We start from the raw sequence: 20377 nt of genomic DNA, 5'->3' as shown, positions 1-20377 counted from the left end.
GACCCACCTCCGGTCGGACGACACCGGGCGGGCGGACCTGGCACAGGACCAGGCCCGCCGTCACCCACCACCACCCACCACCACCAGGAGGTACCGACAGTGCGAGGACACGCACCGCACTCCCCGCCCCCGGCGCAGCCCCGACCCGCCCGGGTCTCCCCCCGCCGGCGGGGAAGGCTCGTCACGCTCGCCGCCGCCGGGATCGCCGCCGCCGTCGTCGGGTTGTTCACCATGACGGTGACGACCGGGACCGCGTCGGCCGCCGACAACCCGTACCAGCGGGGCCCCGACCCCACCCGGAGCAGCGTCGCGTCGGTGAACGGCCCGTTCGCCAACACCTCGGTCGCCGTCCCGACCGGGTACGGCTTCAACGGCGGCCGGATCTACTACCCGACCGACACCAGCCAGGGCACCTTCGGCGCGATCGCCATCTCGCCCGGCTACACCGCACTGTTCTCCGTCGAGCTGGCCTGGATGGGGCCGTGGCTGGCCTCGCACGGCTTCGTGGTGATCGGCATCGAGACCAACAGCCGTAACGACTTCGACACCGCCCGGGGCACCCAGTTGCTCGCCGCGCTGGACTACCTGGTGCAGCAGAGCCCGGTCCGGGACCGGATCGACCCCAACCGGCTGGCCGTCTCCGGTCACTCGATGGGTGGCGGCGGAGCGCTCAGCGCGGCCATCCGTCGTCCGGCGTTGAAGGCGGCGGTCGGCATCGCGCCGTACTCGCCGTCGTCGAACCTGGCCAACGACCGGGTGCCCACGATGGTCTTCGCCGGCCAGGCCGACACGGTGGTCACCCCGTCCTACGCCACCGGCCTCTACAACAGCCTGCCGGCCACCACGGAGAGCGCCTACCTGGAGGTCGCGGGGGCCGACCACGGGTTCATGGTCGGCCGCTCCAACCCGGTGCTGATCCGGACCATGCTGCCGTTCCTCAAGATGTTCGTCGACAACGACGCCCGGTACAGCCAGTTCCTCTGCCCGCTGGCGGACAACAACGGCGTGGTCAGCTACCGCAGCACCTGCCCGCTGCTGCCGACGACGCCGACCACCCCGCCGCCGACGCCGTCGGACACCCCACCCCCGACCCCGTCCCAGACGCCGACCAGCAACCCGCCCGGTGCAGCCAGCCTGATCGTCGGCGCACAGTCCAACAGGTGCCTCGACGTGCCCAACGCCTCCCACGCCAACGGCACCCGGGTGCAGTTGTGGGACTGCAACCGGCAGGCCAACCAGGCGTGGACGTACACCTCCGGCAAACAACTGCGGGTGTACGGCGACATGTGCCTGGACGCGGCCGGCTCCGGCAACGGCGCGGCGGTCCAGATCTACGGCTGCCACAGCCAGACCAACCAGCAGTGGAACGTGAATGCCAACGGCACCATCAGCAGCGTGCAGTCCGGGCGGTGCCTGGACGTCTGGAGCACCGCCAACGGGGCGCAGGTCCAGCTGTACGACTGTCACGGTCAGACCAACCAGCGGTTCACCCTGACGCCCCTGACCTGACGCTGCGCCCGACCGGCACGCGCGCCGGGCCGGTGACTCCCGTACGCCGGGAGGCACCGGCCCGGCCCGGTGACGTACGCCGGGCAGGTGACTTCTGTTCGGATCGGCCGTTCGCTGCGCTAATCGACGTTGGCGGGACAAGCCGTGTCCGGTTTGCGAGGCTTATCGGGTGCGGAGGGATGATCCCGCGCCACACCCGACAGCCGGGGGTCGGCGTCTGGTGGCCCGTGACCCCGGGGCCATCGGCGATGTGAGCTGGGTCGAGCTCTTCGTCGATCTGCTCTTCGTGTTCGCGTTCCTGGCCGTCACCACGCTGATGGCCGGGCATTTCAGCCCGCTCGGGTTGGTCCAGGGCGTGCTCGTGATGCTCCTTCTCTGGCACTGCTGGACCCCGTGTGTCTGGCTCGGCAACGTGGTGCACCTCGACCGGGGGATCATGCCCCCGATCATGCTCGGCATCGCCGCCGCCCTGCTGGCGATCGGGGTCGCGATACCCGAGGGGTTCACCGACCGGGCCGGCGGGCTGCCCGGCCCCATGGTGCTGATCTGCGGATATCTGCTGATCCGGGCGACCGCCATGGTCGTTCTCACGTTCGTCAGCCACCGGGGTGAGGGCGGACGGCCGTCGGTGGTCGCCGCCTGGTTGATCTTCATCGCCGGTGGGCTGGTGCTGCTCGCCTCCTACCTGGTGCCGCCGCTGCTGCCGGCGATCGTCGACGCCGCCCTGGTGCAGGCTGTGCTGTTCGCGGGCGCTCTCGTGATCGACTCGCTCATCCTCGTGGTGGCCAGCAAGGGTGGTTGGCGGGTCGTCTCGCCGTGGCACTTCGCCGAACGGCACGCCCTGATCGTGCTCATCGCGCTCGGCGAGACGATCATCTCGATCGGTGCCAGCGAAGGGCTCGGGGTGGACCGCCCGGTGACCGCCCAACTCGCCGTCGGAGCCGTGCTGGGCATCAGCGTGGTCTTCGGACTGTGGTGGAGCTACTTCGACCTGGCCAAGGTGATCATCGAACGGGCCCTGCGGGTCAGCTCCGGGCGGGAGCGCGCCCGGGTCGGTCGGGACGTCTACAGCGGTTTTCACCTGCCCATGATCGGCGGGTTGATCTTCTTCGCGCTGGGCCTGAAGTACCTCAACACGCACCCCACCCCGAAGAGCACCAGGCCCTGGCCGTCGGCCGGCGTCGCCATTCTGTACGGCGGTGTGCTGCTCTATCTGGGCGCGCTCGTCGCGGTGGAGTGGCGGGCGGTCCGGCTGCTGGGTCGGGGTCCGCTGGTGGGGGTGGCGCTACTGCTGGCGCTACTGACGGTGGTCGGACGGCTGACCGCGGTGCAGGCGCTGGTGGTGCTCGTCGCCGCCGTCTGCACGATGCTGGTGCTGGACAACACCCTCTTTCGGCGCAAGCACCGACAACTCCACGAGTCGGTCGAGGCGGAGAGCCTCCACGTCGGGACGGTCGACCCCCGGGAACTCTTCGTCGACCTCGTGTTCGTGTACGCCTTCATCGAGGTCACCGCAGTGATGAACCGGTTTCCCACCCTGCTCGGCCTGGCCCAGGGCATGATCCTGCTGGCGCTGCTGTGGTGGGCCTGGACGTCGTACACCTGGCTCGCCAACGCCGTGCGGCACGACAGCACGTTGGTGCGGCTGTGCACGGCGGGCATCATGACGGCGGTGCTGCTGATCGGGCTGGCGATCCCGCAGGCCTTCGTCCCCCTGCCCGGCAGCCTCCCCGGCCCGCTGCTGGTCGTCGGATGCTACATCGGCATCCAGCTCATGCAGGGGTTGATCTTCCGGCAGCTCGTCCGGGAGAACGCCGACCTGCGGGGCACCCGGACCCGGTTCGTCGCCATGACCGCCACCATCGCCATCCTGCTGGTGATCGCCGTCATCGAGGTGGTCGCCCCCGACGAGGCCACCCGGCACCCCGCCATCACGCTGCTCTGGGTCGCCGCGCTGCTCGTGCAGTACGTCGCCGGGTACTGGGCCGGTGCGCGGCTGTGGCGGATCAGGCTGGTCCGGCACTGGGCCGACCGGCACGCCCTGGTCATCCTGATCGCCGTCGGCGAGGCGGTCCTCTCCGTCGGCATCTCCATCAACAACGTGCCGATCTCCGCTCCCACGCTCGTCGTCGTCGTCGCGTCGGTGGTGGCCCTCGGCACGATCTGGTGGAGCTACTTCACCGGGATCGACGCGGCCCGGATCGCCCTCGGGGCCTACGAGGGGGACCGTCGGGTCCGCGCCGCGCGCGACGGGTACACCTACCTGCACCTGCCGATGATGGCCGGGATCGTCCTGGTCGCCTACGGCCTGCACCAGACCCTGGCCGCGTCCCAGGAGCGGTACAGCGCCCTGCTGGGCCACTACATGCTGTTCTTCGGGGTGGCGCTGTACCTGTTCGGCAACCAGATGTTCTGGCTGCGGATCTTCCGGACGGTCAGCCCCCACCGGCTCATCGGCGCGGGGGTGGTCACCGTCCTGGCGCCGGTGACCGTCGCGCTGCCGGCCGTCGTCTCACTGGTGCTGCTGACCGTCCTCGGCGTCGTCTTCGCCGTCGTCGAGGCGGTGCAGGAGGGCGACCCACGGACCCGGCGGCCCGCCCGGACGTGATCCGGGAGCGCGCCGACCCGCCGGTGCCGGGCTCAGCCGGCGGTGCAGGGACCGCCGTTGAGCACGAAGCTGGTCGGCGGCGCGTTGCTGGCGTTCCAGCTGCCCTGGATGCCGAAGCTGACCGAGCCGTTCGCCGGGACGACGCGGTTCCAGTCGACGTTGCGGGCCGTCACCGTGGCCCCGCTCTGGCTGGTCGTCGCGTTCCACGCGGAGGTGATCCGCTGGTCGCCCCGGAAGCCGAAGGTGAGCGTCCAGCCGTCCACCGGCGTGGTCGCGGTGTTCTGGACCGTCACGACGGTGACGAACCCGCCCTGCCACTCGGACTGGTTCTGGTAGGTCACCCGGCAGGTGGGTGGCGGCGGCATCGGCGTCGTCGGCGGGGTGGGCGTGGTCGGCGCGTAGACCGTGTTGGAGGCGATCGAGACGTTGCCGGCCGCGTCCCGGGCCCGCACGTAGAACTGGTACCGCAGCGGCGTCGACGGCGGTGGGGGCGGCGGGAGTGCGATCGTGTACGTCGTCGTCGGCACGGTGGCGACCAGGAACGAGGTGAACCAGCCGTCGAAGCGGTAGACGTTGTAGCCGCTCACCCCGACGTCGTCGGTCGACGGCGACCAGGAGAGCGTGGCGGTCGAGTCGGTCACGTCCCCGATGGTCAGGTTCTGCGGCGCGCTCGGCGGGGTGATGTCCGGCCCGGTGTCGGTGACCGGGGTGACCACGGTGACCGGCTCCGACGCCAGCGAGCGGTGCCCGACGACGTCCCGGGCCGAGACCCGGAACGAGTACTGCCGGCCCGGGCTGATGTAGCTGGTGATCGTGGTGGTGGTGACGGTGCCGACGCTCGCCGACATGACGACGTCGTCGAACGGGCTGTAGTACGTGATGTCGTAGCCGGCGATGGCGCAGCAGCCGGGCGTCGCGGCCGTCCAGGTGAGGGTGACCGAATTCGTGCGGACCTGGCTGGCGGCGACGTTCGTGGGCACGCCCGGCGGGAAGGGCGAGGTGTTCGGCGTGCCCGGCGGCGTGGTGGGCGGCGCGCTCAGCGGCGTGGTGGGCGGCGCGCTCGGCGGCGGCGTGGCCGCTCCCGTCAGGGGCACCACGGCACCGGCCGGCGCGGGCGCGACCGCGGGGAGTGCACCGGCGGCCGGTGCGGGCAGCGCCGTGGTGCCGGCGATGGCGGCGGGCACGGCGATCGCCCCCGTGCCGAGCACGGCGATCGACGAGACGACGGTGGCGAGCAGGCCGGGCCGCACCCGGCGGCGCAACGCGGACGAACGGACCCCTGACATGCGTCCACCGTGCGGCAATAAATCGATGCTTGTCAACGGCTTGCATCATCCGGTGTGCGGTTACCGCCCACCGCGACCCGACCGTTCCGACCCCGGGCCGCGCGACCGGCCGTCCCGTGCCGACGGCTGGCGTCACCCGCCGACCCGGTGGCGTAGCGCACCGCCACGGACGCGTAGACGCACGGTGTTACCTTGAGGCCGTCCACTGACGACGGTTGGGGGTTGGCATGGCGGAGACCGCCGGGCGGGTGCTGCCGGTCTACCTGGTGGCGGACGAGTCCGTCTCCATGACGCCGGTGGTGGGTGAGCTGAACGCCGGGCTCCAGTCGCTGCACGACGCCCTGCTGCGCGAGCCCCTCGCGGCGGCCAAGGTCAGGTTCTCGATCATCGGCTTCTCCGAGGACGTGATCGTCCACTCGGCCCTGTCCGACCTGCGCAACGAAACGTCACTCCCGCAGCTGTCGGTGCGGGCCGGGACCGCCTACGGCGTCGCGTTCAGCCTGCTGATCGACCGGATCCCGGCCGACGTGCGGGCGCTCAAGCGGGAGGGCTTCGCGGTGCACCGGCCGGCGGTGTTCTTCCTCAGCGACGGGCAGCCCACCGACCCCGGCCAGTGGGAGCCGGTCTACGCCGAGTTGACCGACCGGGAGCGCACCCCGACCGCGCCGAACATCATCGCGTGTGGCATCGGCGAGGCCCGCGCCGAGACGATCCTGCACGTGGCGACCAGGCCGGAGTTCGCGTTCGTGGCCACGCCCGGGGTCGAGGTGGGGTTCGCGATCGCCGAGTTCTGCACCGCCCTGACCCGCAGCGTCATCAGGTCCGGGCAGGCCGTCGGGGGTGACACCGCAGAGCTGGTCGTGGAGCGGCCGGACAGCTTCCGGATGGCCGTGGACGTGGTGTGAGCTTCGACTGGACGCCGCCGCTGATCGGGGTGCCGGGGCCGGAGTCGCCGGCCCTCGCCCCGCAGACACAGCCGTACCGGCCGGACACCGTGGCCGACGGCTGGGCGGCTGCCGGTTTCGCGGTACGGGCGGCCTCCGTACGCGGGCCCGGCCACCGGGCGTCCGGGGTGCCCCGCCAGGATGACTTCGCGCTGGCCACGGCGGCCGGTTCGGTGATCGCGGTGGTGGCCGACGGGGTCTCCAACGCCCCGCTGTCCCACCTGGGCGCGACCATGGTGTGCCGGACGGTCGTCGACTACCTGCTGCGCGCCGACGACCCCGTCGACTGGCACGACCTGCTGCGCTGCGCGGGCTGGGCACTTGTCGAATACGCCGGGCGGCAACTGGGCGAGACCGATCCGCAGCGGGCCGAGACGCTGCTGGCCAGCACCGTGGTGGTCGCCCTGGTCCGGCCGGACGGCCCCGGACGGGCGCTCGCCCACCTGGTCCGGGTCGGCGACTCGGCCGCCTGGCGGCTGCGCGACGGCTGTTGGGAGCTGCTGTTCACCGACCCGGCCGACCCGCAGGACGAACTGCTCCCGGACGGCGTCGCCGCCCTGCCCCGGGTGCCCGCCGAGGTCGACCCGGTGACGGTGACGCTCACCGCGGACGACGTGCTGGTGCTGGCCACCGACGGCTTCGCCGAGCCGCTCGGGCACGGCACCGGGGAGCTGGGGCGGCTGTTCGGCGACGCGCTGACCACGCCGCCCGCGATGACCCGACTCGCCTGGATGCTCGACTTCACCGGCGGATCGTGGGACGACGACCGCACCGTGCTGGCCGTCTGGCCGGTGCCGCCCGAGCCGTCGTGACCGGCCCGCTGCCGCCCGAGGTGAGCCTGTCCGCCCTCGGCCCGCGTACCCGGATCGGCACCGGCGGCCAGGGCACCGTCTACGCCCTCACCGAGGACCCCCGGTGGGTCTACAAGGAGTACGCGACCCGGTTCGTCGACGACGTCGACGTCACCACGCTCAACCGCTTCGTCAGGCTCGCCGCCGCGGCCGGACCGGATGCGGAGACACTGCTCGGTCTCGCCGCCTGGCCCACCGCGATCGTCCGCAAGGAGGGCGTGGTCCGGGGGTTCCTGATGCCCCGGGTACCCGACCGGTTCCGGGTCCGCATCCAACTGCCGCGCGGGCCGGACACCGTCCTGGCCCAGGTGCAGTACCTGTTGAACAGCGACGACTACCTGCTCGACCGTGGGCTGCACATCGACGACCGGACGCGCCTGGAACTGCTGCGCGACACCGGCGAGGCGTTGACCCTGCTGCACCGGCTCGGCATCTGCGTCGGCGACCTGTCACCGAACAACCTGCTGTTCAGCCTCGACTCCCGGCCCCGGTGCTACTTCATCGACTGCGACGCGATGCGGCTGGACGGCGACTCGGTGCTGGCGCAGGCCGAGACCCCCGAGTGGCACGTGCCGGACGCGGACGCCGAGGAACTGGCCACCCCCGCCACCGACGCGTACAAGTTCGGGCTCCTCGCGGTGCGCCTGTTCGCCGGTGACCAGCAGACCCGGGACCCGCAGGCGGCCCGGACCCGGCTCGACCGGCAACTGGTCACCCTCGCCGCCCGGAGCCTGGACCCCGCCCCGCACCTGCGGCCCGCACCGCAGCAGTGGTCGGACGCCCTGGAGCGGAGCATCCGCCGCACCCCGCCGACGGCACCGCCGCAACGGGCCGCTGCTGCCCCGACCGGTCCGGAGCCGACCCGCCCGGACGCCGTCCGCGCCGACCCGGTACGCCGCGTCGTCCCCGCCCCTGCGGTGGTCGGCCCCCGGCAGGCCGGCCGGGGTTGGGCTCTGCTCGGCGCGGCGCTGGCCGCAGTCGCGGTGGTGGCCGGCCTGCTCAGCGCCAACGACGACACCTCGAACCCGCCCTACCGGGCCGGGTCGGGCCTGCCGACGGGACTGGTGCGGCAGCCGTCCTACCCCCCGCTGCCGACGGGGATCCCGGGTCTGACCCGGCCCACCGGCGGCCCGGCGGGGGTGACCGGATATCCCGGCCTGCCCATGCCGACCCGGTTCGACCTGGAAAGGATCCTTCCGCTGACCCGGCCCTGCATCCTCAGCGAGGTCAAGGTGGGACCCGGTCTGAACCGGACGTCCGCCAGGATGAAGTCCTCGGTCGCCGCCGTCCGTGGCTTCCTGTGCGGGATCAACATCGACTCACCAGGCCTGGAGGACCGGAGCCGGACCCAGTTCACCCGGGCCGCCACCCTGACGAAGAACGGCCCGTTCCCCGTGGCGATGATCATCGGCATCCGCACCGCGACCGACGGCAACCCTCAGGTCAACGTGGTGTTCGACCCGGAGGGTGTCGGCTCGTCGTCCGGCTGCTGGCGCTCCCGGCTGTCGCTCGTCACCGACGACGACGGGTACGGTGTCGGCTCGCTCTCCGCGCCCGTCCGGTCGTACTGCCCGTGACCGCTGGCACCCTTGTGCAGCAGGTCGTTGACGGCGGCCGCGGTCGACGGTGACAGCGGACGCCCCTGCTCGACCGGGAAACCCAGCTCGGCGACCAGGCCGCGGTGCCGCAGGTCGACTGTCGCCTCCACGATGTCGGCGAACAGGCCCGCCGCCGACCGGGCCCGCCACCAGGAGACGACACCGAGGACCACGCCGATCGCCGCCGCCGGCCACCACCACGGGGTCAGCGCGAGGTAGAGCACCGCCCAGCCGGCCGAGGCGACGGCCCGGTCGAGCCGGTCGCGCGCCTGCGTCACGTCGGTGCGCCCCTCAGGGGTGAGCAGCAGCCACAGTCGCGGCCAGATCAGGCCCAGACGGAGCCCGTACTGTGCGGCCACCCGGTCGTCGGCGAGCCGGATCCGGTCGCCGATCCAGGTGGGTCGGTCGGGCAGGTACACCGCCGGAACCACCCGTCCCCGGGCGGTCCACCGGCGCACGGCGGCGGCACGGCGGCGGGCGGTCAGCCCGGTCGCGAGCCGGCCGGCCGGCCCGGCCCAGGCACCCAGCCAGACGTGGCGGACGACCCTGCCGGCCGCCTGGGCGCAGCCGGCCGCCGCTACGGCGGCCACGACGACGAGCACCCCCACCACCAGCGCCAGGCCGACCCGCTCCCGCAGGTGGTCGACCGCGTCGGCTGCGGCGAGCGCCGCCCCGGGTACGTCGAAGACGGCATGACGCCCCGGCAGCACGGCGAAGGCGGCCACCGCGAGCCACAGCAGGGCCGGCCCGAGCGCCCGGGTCAGCCAACGGTCGTTGATCCGCCGCCCGACCTCGCCCAGCAGCACCTCGATCATGGCTCGGGCCGGTATGTCATCGCCGTGTCGGCCAGCGCGCAGTGCGGCACCCGGCCCCGGTCGTCCCGGTGGGCCCGGCGCGAGCAGCGGTGCAGCGGGCAGCGGTAGTCGCCGTCGAGCACCACCGGCGCGAGACCCTCCAGCCGGGCGCCCTCGGCGTGGTCCGACGGGCCGACGCTGCGCTCGGGCTCGGTCTCGGTCTCGGCCATCCAACCGAGCTGCCGGCAGACCTCCACCACCGGCCTGCCGGCGGCCAGTTCGTCGAGCAGGTCGTCGAGCAGGTCGCTCCACGCCCCCGCCTCCGCCCGCTCGCGCAGGGTCGGCACGGCGGCGCACAACGAGGCCAGCAGGCGGCGTTGCTCCATGTACGACACTCCTGTCGGTTGACGCCCGAGCCGCCGTCGAATCTACTGAATCCGTGCCATCGTCCGGGCGGTCCATCGATGCGGTGGACCCGCTCGTCGTCGCGTACAACGACAGTGGCGACGAGTCGCTGCTGGTCCGGGCCGAGGACCTGGCGCGGGACCTGCTCGCCGCGGACCCGTCCCGGGTGGACGTGCTCGCCGCGCTCTCCACCGTGCTGATGCTGCGGGGCCGCACCTCGGACCCGAAGCAGCTCGACGCCGCCGTGGCCGCCGCCGGGAAGGCGACGGCGCTGACCCCGCCCGACGATCCGTGGTGGCCGTACGTCAACGCCCAGCTCGCCATGGTGGTCGGGTTCCGTTTCGAACAGCGGCGTGAGGTGTCGGACCTGTCCACGGCGAAACGGCACGCGGACGTCGCGGTGGCCGCCGTCGACGAGGACGACCCGATCCGGATCGACGTGCTGATCCGCTGCGTGAACGTGTACCGGCTCAGTTTCGAGCGGTTCGGCCAGCTGGCGGACATCGACACGGCCGTACGCCTCAGCCGGGAGGTCCACCGCTCGACCGACCCGGACCACGTACTCACCGCCCACCAGTTGCTGGCGCTCTGCCTGGTCATGCGGTTCGCCCGGACCGGCAGCCCGGATGACATCGACGAGGCGATCGCGCACTGCCGCCGCGGTCTGGCCGGCATGCCCACGCGGCACATCGACCGGGCCGCCCTCAACGGCGTGCTGGTGATCGCGCTGGTGCAACGCTGGGTGAGCCTGGACGGCGACGACGACACCGACCTGCACGAGGCGGTCCGGGTCAGCCGGCAGGTCGTCGCCGACCTGCCGAGCATCGGCACGATCCGCGCGCAACTGCTGGCCACCCACGGCGCGCTGCTGGTCATGCACGGCCTGAGCAGCAACTCGTCGGCGCACCTGGACGAGGCGATCCGCAGCGCCCGGGAGGCCGTCGACGCGCCGACGGCCGGCACCCAACGGGCCGGACACCTGGTCAGCCTGGCCCACTCGCTGCTGATCCGGGCCCGGATGAGCAGCGACCCGGCCGGGGTCAGCGACGCCGTCGACACCGGCATGGCCGCCCTGGCCGGATTCTCGCCAGGCCACCCGGACCGGGCACGGGCCCTCAACGTACTCGGCACGGCTCTGCGGATCCGCTACCTGATCGATCACGACCCGGCCGACCTCGACGCCGCCGTCGGGATGTGGCGGTCGTCGTCGGCCTCCCGGGCGGGTGCCGTCGAGATCCGGATGACCGCGGCCCGCACCTGGGCGCAGACCGCCGCCGAAGCCGGTGACGCGGAGCTGGCCCTGGAGGCGTACGGGACCGCCGTGGGGCTGCTTCCGCTGCTCGCCTGGCGGGGCCTGGACCGTACCGTGCAGGAGAAACGACTGGCCGCGGCATCCGGCCTGGCCGGCGATGCGGCGGCCTGGGCGCTCGCCGCCGGGCAGCCGCACCGCGCGGTGGAACTGCTGGAGCAGGGCCGGCAGGTGCTGTGGTCGCAGGCCCTGCAGACCCGCAGCGACCTGTCCGCGCTGGCCGCGGTCGCACCCGCGCTCGCCGACGAACTCGACCGGACGCGCCGGGAACTGGACGGCACCGGGGCGTCCCCGGTCGTCGAGCTGCCGACCCGTCCCGGCTGGGAGCTGGGCCGCGACCTGCTGACCAGCGCGCTGGGTGGCCCGCACCGGGCCGGGATCGAGGACGCCGGTCACCGCCGCCGGCTGGCGGAACGGTGGGAGCAGCTCGCGGCCGAGGCCCGCCGGCAGCCGGGCTTCGCGAACTTCCTGCACCCGCCGTCGTTCGCCGCCCTCCAACCGGCCACCGCCGGCGGGGCGGCGGTGCTGGTCAACACCTCGCGCTGGCGCAGCGACGCGATCATCGTCAGCACCGACGGGGTACGCGCCGTACCGCTGCCGTGGCTGTCCCACGACACCGCCCAGCGTCGGGCTGCGGCGTTCCTGGAGGTGCAGCGGGCGGTGGAGGCGGGCGGTGGGCCGGCCGAACGGGCCGCGCTGCACCAGACGCTGGTGTCCCTGCAACGGTGGCTCTGGGACACCGTCGGGGAGTCCGTCTGCGCGGCCCTCGACGACATCCTCGGCGGCGGGCCGGACCGGCGGCACCGGGTGTGGTGGTGCCCGACCGGGCCGCTGACGATGCTGCCGTTGCACGCCGCCGGCCGGTTCGGCGCGAGCGCCCCGCTCGCCGCGCGACGCCGGATCTCGGTGGCCGCCCGCTGCGTGTCGTCCTACACCCCGAGCCTGTCCGCGCTGCTGCGCGCCCGCACCACCCCGGCCCCGGACGGGGCACCGCAGGCGTTCGCGGTGGGGTTGGGCACCCTGCCCGGCCAGGCGCCGCTGCCGGCGGTCAGCGACGAACTGCGCGCGGTCAGCTCGCACGTGCCCGGCCTGCGGGTGCTCTCCGGCCGCAGCGCCACCGTCGAGGGCGTGCTGACCGCGCTCGAACAGCACAGTTGGGCGCACTTCGCCTGCCACGGGGACCAGGACTTCAAGCGGCCCAGCGCCGCCGCCCTGCGCCTGGTCGACGGCAGGCTCAGCGTCCTGGACCTGGCCGGCCGTCTCGCCACCCGCAGCCAGTCGGCCGGCGGGTGCGACCTCGCCTACCTGTCCGCCTGCCGCACCGCGGCCGGTGGCCGGGACCTACCCGACGAGGGCATCCACCTCACCGCGGCGTTGCAGATGGCCGGCTTCCGGCACGTCATCGGCAGCCAGTGGGCGGTCGCCGACCGGGTGGCGGCCCAGGTCGCCGACGACGTCTACGCCGGCCTGCGGGCGGGCGACCGCCTGGACGCCGACGGTGCGGCCGTCGCACTGGACCGGGCCATCGACCGGGTACGACGCGCGCACCCGGACCGGCCTGAGGTGTGGGCGGCGCTGATCCACACCGGCCCGTAGCACCTCGGACCGGCCGTTGCGCTCCACGAGCCGCCGCAACCGGTACGCACCCGCACCGGGCAGCGCACCTACAGCGGAGAGGGGTTGACGGACGACCACGGCCCGACGATACGACACGGCACCCACAGCGCCCGGTGGACGGAAACGGGCCGCCGCGACGGTCTACTCCGGGGTGCACTGCTCCGCCTGCGGCCGGCTGACGCCGACGCCGGCCAGGGACATCCGAGGTGGGGCGTTGCTCCGGGTCACCAGTGGATTGCTACCGGCTGTCACGATGGGACTCCCCGATTCGAGGAGTAGTGGATGCAGCCGGATGTCCCCACCCACGACCTGACCATTCCCGAGGCTGTGCACAGCCTGCGTCAGCAGATCCTGCAGGCGGTGGAGTGGGCGGACGACGAGGACCTGACCTTCTCGGTCAATTCGATCGAGGTCGAGCTCCAGCTGACGGTGACCCGGACGCTGAAGGGGAAGGCCGAGGCGGGCCTCTGGAAGGTCGTGACCGTTGGCGGCGGGGTCGACCACGCCCGCGCGGCCACCCACCGGGTGCTCCTCAACCTGGAGCCGCAGTACCGCGACGGGAGGCGGGTGGCCATCAACGACCAGGACGACTGACGGGCCACGGTCGGATCGGCCAGCGCGCCGCCCCAGCGGCCGGCCTGCGGACAGGCCGACCGGTTCAGGCTGAGGAACGCCGACCGAAGGTGATGAGCCGACGGAAGGCCGGATCCTCCTCGATCGGCTCTCCCACCACCTCCCGCAGGTCCGGGTCGTGGCTGGATGACCGCAGTTCGATCATGTCCGAGGCCAGGTGTTCATAGACGCAGAACGCCGTACCCGGTGGAAGCCGCCGGACCGACTGACGCCGTACGCCACCGGTCATCGGCTCGTCGAGAAGGACGTCCCGGACCAGTTGCGCGGTCCGGGCGTCCCGGTTGCCCGGCAGGATCAGCAACGCCGAGTGGTTGTTGGCGATGCTCTGCGCCCGGTGACCGCCGTAGAGGGCCTCCATCTGGGCCAGATCGTGGAAGACCGTGACCAACTGGATGTCGGTCCCGGCGGCGGTCGTGGCGATGGTGTCCAGATCCTCGATCCGGGCGATGTTGCCCGCCTCGTCCAGCAGGAGCAGCAGCGGCAGGAGCCGCTCCCCGAGTGCCTGCCGTCGGTACGCCTCGGCGATCACCCGCCGGATCAGCGCGGTGAAGACCGGTGCGAGCAGTTCCTGCTCCTCGGGAGGCGCGCAGAGGTAGAGGGTGTTCGCCTCACCGTTGAAGAAGTCCGACACGTCGAAGCCGGAGCGGGAGTTCTCCTGCACCCGCGGTGAGTCGTACGCCGCCAACAGCGAGGTCGCGGTGGCGTAGACCCCGGAGAGGGTGATGTCGGCCAGGGCCCGGATACCGGCGAAGGCCGCGGCGGCCTGCCCACCGTCGGGGTCCCGCTGCTGGAGTACCCGCAGCCGCGCCCGCACCTCGGCGTTCTCGCTGGACTTGAGCCACCGGCTTACCGCCGCCATCGACTGGCCGGTCCCCCCGGCGGCGTAGAGCAGCGCCTGCAGCAACTGCGTGGCGGAGGTGTACCAGAACTGGCTGTCCCGCAGGCCGCTGTCGCCGCCGAGCCGGGCCGACTCGGTCAACGACTTGGCCGTGACGATCGCCCCCTCCCAGGTACGGCAGTCGTCCAGCGGGTTCCACGAGGTGACCGCCGAGCCGTGGACGAGCCGACCGCCGGGCTCGAAGACCGACACGGTGCCCCGCTGCTGGCGCTGCCGGAACGTCGCGCTGAGCACGTCGGTCCGGACCGAGGTGACCAGGGCCGGCCCGTCCCACTCCAGCAGGGTGGGGATCACGATGCCGGTGGTCTTCCGGCTCCGCTGCGGCCCCATGGCCAGCACCGGCCGGAACCGGACGGCGCGGATCGGTTGGCCTCGCCAGCGGCCGAGCACCACCCGGTGCCGGGTGGGCTCCGGCTCCTCCGGGGAGGGTTCGGGAGTGAGCAGCTCGGCCAGGGTGGCGGTGGAGAAGGCACCGGTGGGGTGGGCGTCGGCCGGCGGGGCGGCGTACCCGGGATAGGCCGGCCCCGGCAGCGGCCGGGAGGTCGGGGGCGAGGAACGTTCGTCCACGCTGATCCGCTCCAGGCACTCCTGGAGCCGCTCCCGCATGTAGTCGATGTCCTCCAGGTCTCCCGGGATCGGCGTGACCACCTCGTACTGGGCTAGCGCCTCCCGTAGCAGAGCCGCCGCCGGCCGCATCTCGTTCGACTCCCAGTGCAGGGCGGCCCGGATCACCAGGGCGCTGGCGAGCACCCGCCGGGCACGGTCACCCGGGGCCGTGCGCAGGTACCGGCGGGCGATCTCGATCGCCTTTCCCCCCGCCGTCGCGGCCTCCGACTGCCGTCCCACCGCGGCGGCGGAGACCATCTCGATGATCCGGGCACCGAGGGCCAGCGGAAACAGGTTCACCTCTTCGTCGAGGAGCTGCTCGTAGAGGAGCGCCGCCTCCCGGGCGGTCTCCCGGCTCTCCTCGTCGGCGTCGATCCCGGATTCGATCAGCGACTTCAGCACCAGTAGTTGCGCCGTCATGGGTTGGGCGCCGGGCAGGTCGACCCGCCGGGCCTGTTCGATCACCGACGTGAGCATCTCGATCGCCCGGGGCGCGCGGTCGGCCGCCGCCAGGGCCCGGGCCTGGGCCTGGGCGGCCATGACCCGCAGGCTGAAATACAACCGGGGCCGCCTGGTGTACATCTCGTCGACCTGGTCGGCGACGAGGAGTGCCTCCTTGACCGCCCGGTCCCTGGCGGCCGGATCGGACTCACCGATCTCCAGCAGGACCTCCACCTGAATGATCCGGCTGAGCGCCAGATGGAACTCGTAGACCGCCGGAGCCTCGGCGTGCAGCTGGCTGAGCCTGGTGCGGGCCTCGCGGGCGTACTCCAGCGCGGCGGGCCGATCCACCGGGAGCAGTACGGAGACCGCACCGAGCCGGACCAGCGCCTGGGCCTGCCGGGTGGTGTCCGCCGTCGCCGGGGTGATCGCGTCGGCCTGGGTGACCGCATCGCCGACCAGGTGCAGCGCCTCGGAGGTCTCCCCGGTCGCCGCCCGGAGTATGGCCAGGAAGATCATCGTGTTGGCCAGCTCCGCCTCCGTCGGTTCGTCCGCCTCCTTCAGCAGGTTGACCGCGCGCACCGTCGCGCCGATCGCCGACTCCAGCTCACCGCTGGCCATCAACACCAGGGCCTGCGTGATCAGCACCCGACCCCCGTCGACAGGCGGCAGCTCCGCGACGTCGCGCACCGCATCCTCGGCTGTGCTGAGCGCCTTCACCCGGTCGAAGGCGCTCAGATGGGCGAACGCGAGGTTCCGTCGCGCCTCGGCGAGGGGCCGCCGGTAGCGGTCGGGGTCGTCCTCGGCGGCGCGGCGGGCGACCTCCACCGCCTCCCGGGCGGCCTGTACGGCGGCGGCGGCGTTGCCCGCCCCCAGCCGGATCAGCGAGTTGGAGCTGAGGATGGTGCTCAGTTGGGGGTGGCCGGTCATCGTCGGAAACTTGGCGAAGTATCCCAACGCCTGGTTCGACGGCCCTATCGCCACGTCCGGCAAACCCATGGCCAGGTACGCCACGCTGCTCTCCTGCCAGAGCTGGGCGGCCCGCTCCAGGTCGCCCCGGTCGCGCCAATGCCCGGCGGCCTGCTCGTAGACGGCCGCCGCCAGCGGCTGGAGCCGGGTCTGCGTCGGGAACGTGACCTCGGCCGCCGCCGCCGCGGCGCCCGGGACCTCGATCAGGGCCAGCGCGGCGGCGAGCCGGGCGGGGAGCAGGTAGGCGTCGGAGGCGACCGGGTCGTCGCCCGCGGTGACCGCGCCGGTGGCCTGGCCGACCAGCTCCGGCAGGTGGTGCTGGAGGATCCCGGTGAGGGTCTCGGTGGCCGCCGCGCGGACCCGCCCGTACGTCGAACCGCACATCCGCAGCAGGGACTCCAGCATCCGGGACCGGGCCCCCGCCCCCGCCACCTCGGCGAAGAGCCGCTGCGCGCCCGAGGGGAGGAGCCGGGCCGCGATCAGGTGTTCGCCGAGCAGGTCCGGTTCGACGGCCGGCAGGTACCGTCGGCCCGGGTAGAGGTCGTGCAGGGTGTCGGCCACCCGGGCGGCGGCGCTCTGGTCCAGGTCGATCCCGGTCAACACGGTCCGGGCCTCGTCCCGGGTCTCCGCACCGGCGAAGGTGGCCACGGCGAACAGGTCCCGGCGCTGGTCGTGACCAAGATCGTGCCGACGCAACGCGGGGGCCCAGAATCCGCTGTCCTCGCGGTTGATCAGCCGGTCCAGCAGCTCCCCGGCCGTCCGCTCGACGCCGGGCGGCCCGGCCGGGGACTGGTCGTCGGGGCCGGGTTCGGGGTCCGGGCCGAGGGTGTCCAGCAGCGCCCTGGCGTGCACCAGCAGCGGAGTGGGAAAGGCGGCCAGCTCTCCCGCCAGTTCCTCCCCGGTCGGGACCGGCGGTTCGGCCACCGGAGCCGGGTGTTCCTCCCGCCGCAGCTCGTGGAAGGCCCGGTGCGCGGCGAGATAGTGGGCGTACCGGTCCGCCGCGGTGAAGTCCTCCCGGCGCAGGCGGATGTCCTCGGCGGGGGTACCGCCGGTCATGCCGAAGGCGGCGTCCAGCCGGCTGCGGAACACCTCGGCGGAGCGGGCCAGGACGAGGATCCGTACCGGGGCGGCGACCTCGGTGGTCATACAGCGTTCCACCACATCGGCAACCAGGTCGGCCTGGTGGTCGACGTAGTCGAGCACCAGCAGGACCGGCCGGGCCAGTTCGGACAGCCGGTTGGCGGGGACCGTCTGGTGCACGGTGGCCAACCCGGCGACCCAGCCTTCCGCCATCGCCTCGGCACAGAGCTGGCTGGCCAGCCGGCTCTTGCCGATGCCGCCTGGTCCGGAGAGGACGGCGAAGCTGATCAGTGGGTTCTCCGCCCGTCGCCAGCGGCGCAACGTCTCCAGTTCCGTCTCGCGGCCGAGGAAGGGGACGACGGCGTACCGGGTCTGCAGCGGGGCGGCGATCGAGCCGCGCAGGTTCTCCCGGATGCGTGGGCCGAACCACTGGGAAGGTGGCCGGAGCCGGACCGCGAGGTCGGGGCCGAGCGCGAAGTCGACCAGGTTGCTCAGCCGGCGGCAACCACTGCCGAACCAGGAGTCCGGCAGAGCCGGGCCGAGGTCGCGGTCCTGAAGTAGCCAGGTGACCGGAACCGCCTCCAGCCGGCGGCTGCCGTAGTCCGGCCGGTCGTGGGTGACCACGCCGAGGAGCAGGTTGTCCAGGGTGAGCACGGCCGCCCCGGACTGTCCCGACCAGTTCGAGCGCCCCTGCTCCGGCAGCGGTACGGCGGTGGTGAGATTGAGCGGCAGCCGGTCGGCGCGGCCGGAGACCCAGTCGGTGTAGCCGCGGGCCACCTCGATCCCGCGCACCTCGCCCTCGCGTTGCGACCGGGGGAAGCCGGGGGCCCGGAACGGCAGGGGATGGTCGACGTCGAGTTCACCGATCGGCAGTTCCCCGTCGGCCGGGTCGGCGTCGACGAGCCGGAGCAGCGCCACCTCCAGCTCCGGCCGGGCCGGGAGGATCACCTCCGCGGTGGCGATCTCCTCGCCGTCGCCTGGCGTCGCCGCCTCCTGGCCGACTGCCTCCGTCCCGGCTGCCGGTGCCTGGCCGCCGGTCCGCCCGGCCCGGCGGACGGTGATCCGCTCCGGCCGGTCCCGCCAGTCGCGGACGACGTGCGCGGAGGTGAGGACCAGCCCCGGCGCGACCAGATAGCCCGAACCCCGGCTGGGAGGTTGCCCGGCGCAGTTGACTTCCACGGTCCGACGGTCGTCAGTCACTGTCCTTGTCCTCCGTCGGCTCGACGAGCAGTGGGGTGTAGCCGGCCGCGCTCCGGGTCCAGCGCAGACCCCGAAGGTCGGAGAAGGTGAGGGTGAGCTCCGACAGGAGCGGTCCCGGCCCGGTCGGGGAGATCTCGAAGGTCCACTCCTGGCGGATCTGCGGCGCGAGCTGTATACCTCGGGACGACTGCGCCTCGCCCTCCGCCGGGGCGTATCGGACCTCCACGTTGTAGATGTAGTCGACGCTCAAGTTCTCGGCCCGGACCACGACCGCGCCCGGCTGGCCGGTGTCGGCGTTGCCCTCGAAGAGACCGGTGAGTTCGAAGCCGATCCGCCGGGCCTGGCCGAGCAGTCGGTCCTCCTGCATCCCCCGCTGGTACTCCTCCACCGCGCGGGCCGTCTCGGTGAGGGCCTGCGCCGTCTCCCGCAGGAGGCCGAGTGTCGCGCGGACGGAACGGACCACCCTTCGGCTGACTCCCCAGATCCAGCTGAGCACGAGCAGAACCAGGACCAGGGCCCAGGCGCGCAGCACCAATTCCCAGAACCGTGCCATCACCGCACCATCCATATCGGAATCGGACCGCGTCCTCCGTTGACGGGGAACCGGTCCGTTCACCGCATCCTTTCGGTGATCGGCGCAGGCTTCAAGGTCGCATGGCGCCGTAGTCGGAAAGGGGACATCCGCGCGGTGAATCAGATATTCTCGATGGCTTGTGGTGTCGGAAGTCCCGGAGGGGCGGACCCGTGAGCAGGCTCGAACCGGCGGCCGGTCGGCCCCGCTCGGCTCAGGGCCGCACCTTCGTGCGGCAACGTGCGGGCGTCGCGGCGGCCATCCTCATCGCGGCGATTCCCACACTGACCGGCTGTCCGGCGCAGTCTGACGACCGGCCGTCGGAGCGCGGCCCGTCGTCGGCGCCCACCGGTCCGTCGTCACAGGAGATCCGCGCGATCGACTTTGCGGGCCGGGAGTGGTTCGACGCGGTGACGAACTCGACCGTGCAGCTCCGCGACGGCAAAGCCGAGCGGAGAGGCGACGAAGGCATGGACGCGTACCGCTGGAAAATGGCCGGTCCACCCCGTTATGCCGACGCTGATGGCGACGGGGACACCGATGCCGCAGTCGGGTTGGCCGTCGAGGGTGGCCAGACCTCCTCAGTCTCGTGGTACATCTGGCTGTGGCACGAGGGCGACGCTCAGCAGCTCCGGCGGCCGATTGCCGAGGCCTCGCGGTGCGACGGGCTGATCGAGGCGGTCGATCCTGTTCCGACGGGCTTCTCCGTGGAAGGCTTCGTGTGGGGTCCCGAGGACGATTGCGCTGGCGGTGGCTCGGTGCCGATCGCCTACGTCGCGGCGGTCCGGCAGGGATGGCCCGTTCGGATCAGCCCTCGCCTCGGCCCGATCACCACCTGCTCACCGGGGGAACTCGCAGAACACCTCGTCCCGACCAGCGAGGTCCTCCTGCACACCTGGCCGGACGGTCGCTCCCCGGTGGTGGAACCAGCAGCCCGCTATGACGCGCTCATCACCGACTACTCAGAATTGACGGGCAGGTGGACCCTCGTCGTGGCGCTACGGGGCGAAGACCGAATCTGTGGCTGGGCGGAATCAACGCTGATCCGGAGGGGTTAG

At 72.7% G+C, this 20377-nt stretch carries 12 protein-coding genes; 8 read left to right on the top strand and 4 right to left on the bottom strand.

Annotated elements, in window-relative coordinates:
- Positions 1–99 precede the first annotated feature (99 nt).
- Together ACWCHM_RS30345 and ACWCHM_RS30340 are read left to right on the top strand one after the other, a co-directional pair.
- Positions 100–1509 (top strand): poly(ethylene terephthalate) hydrolase family protein, encoded by a 1410-nt coding sequence (locus ACWCHM_RS30345; RefSeq protein ID WP_281902094.1) that lies wholly within the window; start codon positions 100–102, stop codon positions 1507–1509.
- Between the two features lie 250 nt (positions 1510–1759).
- The gene (locus ACWCHM_RS30340) at positions 1760–4117 is read left to right on the top strand and encodes a low temperature requirement protein A (RefSeq protein WP_454220839.1); all 2358 of its coding nucleotides are present in this window, start codon (positions 1760–1762) and stop codon (positions 4115–4117) included.
- A 32-nt stretch (positions 4118–4149) separates the two neighbouring features.
- Here ACWCHM_RS30340 and ACWCHM_RS30335 read toward each other — a convergent pair whose 3' ends face one another.
- Positions 4150–5403 (bottom strand): cellulose binding domain-containing protein, encoded by a 1254-nt coding sequence (locus tag ACWCHM_RS30335; protein WP_454220838.1) that lies wholly within the window; start codon positions 5401–5403, stop codon positions 4150–4152.
- 227 nt (positions 5404–5630) lie between these two features.
- On the opposite strand from ACWCHM_RS30335, the gene ACWCHM_RS30330 reads away from it, so the two are divergent.
- From ACWCHM_RS30330 to ACWCHM_RS30320, 3 genes are read left to right on the top strand one after another with little or no spacing between them, the layout of a single operon-like run.
- Positions 5631–6308, top strand: a complete 678-nt coding sequence (locus tag ACWCHM_RS30330; protein WP_145922261.1) for a vWA domain-containing protein — start codon at positions 5631–5633, stop codon at positions 6306–6308.
- Positions 6305–7159 carry a protein phosphatase 2C domain-containing protein gene (locus tag ACWCHM_RS30325; protein ID WP_204961830.1) on the top strand — a complete coding sequence of 285 codons (855 nt, stop codon included), beginning with the start codon at positions 6305–6307 and terminating at the stop codon, positions 7157–7159. Before ACWCHM_RS30330 ends, ACWCHM_RS30325 begins: the two co-directional genes overlap by 4 nt.
- Positions 7156–8775, top strand: a complete 1620-nt coding sequence (locus ACWCHM_RS30320; protein ID WP_454220836.1) for a hypothetical protein — start codon at positions 7156–7158, stop codon at positions 8773–8775. The genes ACWCHM_RS30325 and ACWCHM_RS30320 overlap by 4 nt, the downstream gene beginning before the upstream one ends.
- Positions 8776–9607: 832 nt before the next feature.
- Here the strand turns inward: ACWCHM_RS30320 and ACWCHM_RS30315 are convergent.
- Positions 9608–9976 carry a hypothetical protein gene (locus tag ACWCHM_RS30315; protein WP_204961832.1) on the bottom strand — a complete coding sequence of 123 codons (369 nt, stop codon included), beginning with the start codon at positions 9974–9976 and terminating at the stop codon, positions 9608–9610.
- An 83-nt stretch (positions 9977–10059) separates the two neighbouring features.
- Here ACWCHM_RS30315 and ACWCHM_RS30310 point away from each other — a divergent pair, with 83 nt between their 5' ends.
- Together ACWCHM_RS30310 and ACWCHM_RS30305 are read left to right on the top strand one after the other, a co-directional pair.
- Positions 10060–12900, top strand: a complete 2841-nt coding sequence (locus ACWCHM_RS30310; RefSeq protein WP_454220835.1) for a CHAT domain-containing protein — start codon at positions 10060–10062, stop codon at positions 12898–12900.
- A 303-nt stretch (positions 12901–13203) separates the two neighbouring features.
- Positions 13204–13515, top strand: a complete 312-nt coding sequence (locus ACWCHM_RS30305; RefSeq protein ID WP_281902081.1) for a trypco2 family protein — start codon at positions 13204–13206, stop codon at positions 13513–13515.
- 64 nt (positions 13516–13579) lie between these two features.
- On the opposite strand, the gene ACWCHM_RS30300 is transcribed toward ACWCHM_RS30305, so the two are convergent.
- Positions 13580–18748 carry a type IV secretory system conjugative DNA transfer family protein gene (locus ACWCHM_RS30300; RefSeq protein WP_454220834.1) on the bottom strand — a complete coding sequence of 1723 codons (5169 nt, stop codon included), beginning with the start codon at positions 18746–18748 and terminating at the stop codon, positions 13580–13582.
- The gene (locus ACWCHM_RS30295) at positions 18741–19301 is read right to left on the bottom strand and encodes a hypothetical protein (RefSeq protein ID WP_204961837.1); all 561 of its coding nucleotides are present in this window, start codon (positions 19299–19301) and stop codon (positions 18741–18743) included. Before ACWCHM_RS30295 ends, ACWCHM_RS30300 begins: the two co-directional genes overlap by 8 nt.
- A gap of 191 nt (positions 19302–19492) precedes the next feature.
- On the opposite strand from ACWCHM_RS30295, the gene ACWCHM_RS30290 reads away from it, so the two are divergent.
- Complete coding sequence (locus ACWCHM_RS30290) at positions 19493–20377, top strand: hypothetical protein (RefSeq protein WP_454220833.1); 885 nt, start codon at positions 19493–19495, stop codon at positions 20375–20377.

This window comes from Micromonospora sp. SCSIO 07396 (assembly GCF_053667945.1).
Note: the sequence above shows the minus strand (reverse complement) of the source record. Positions and strands in the feature narration are given on the sequence as shown.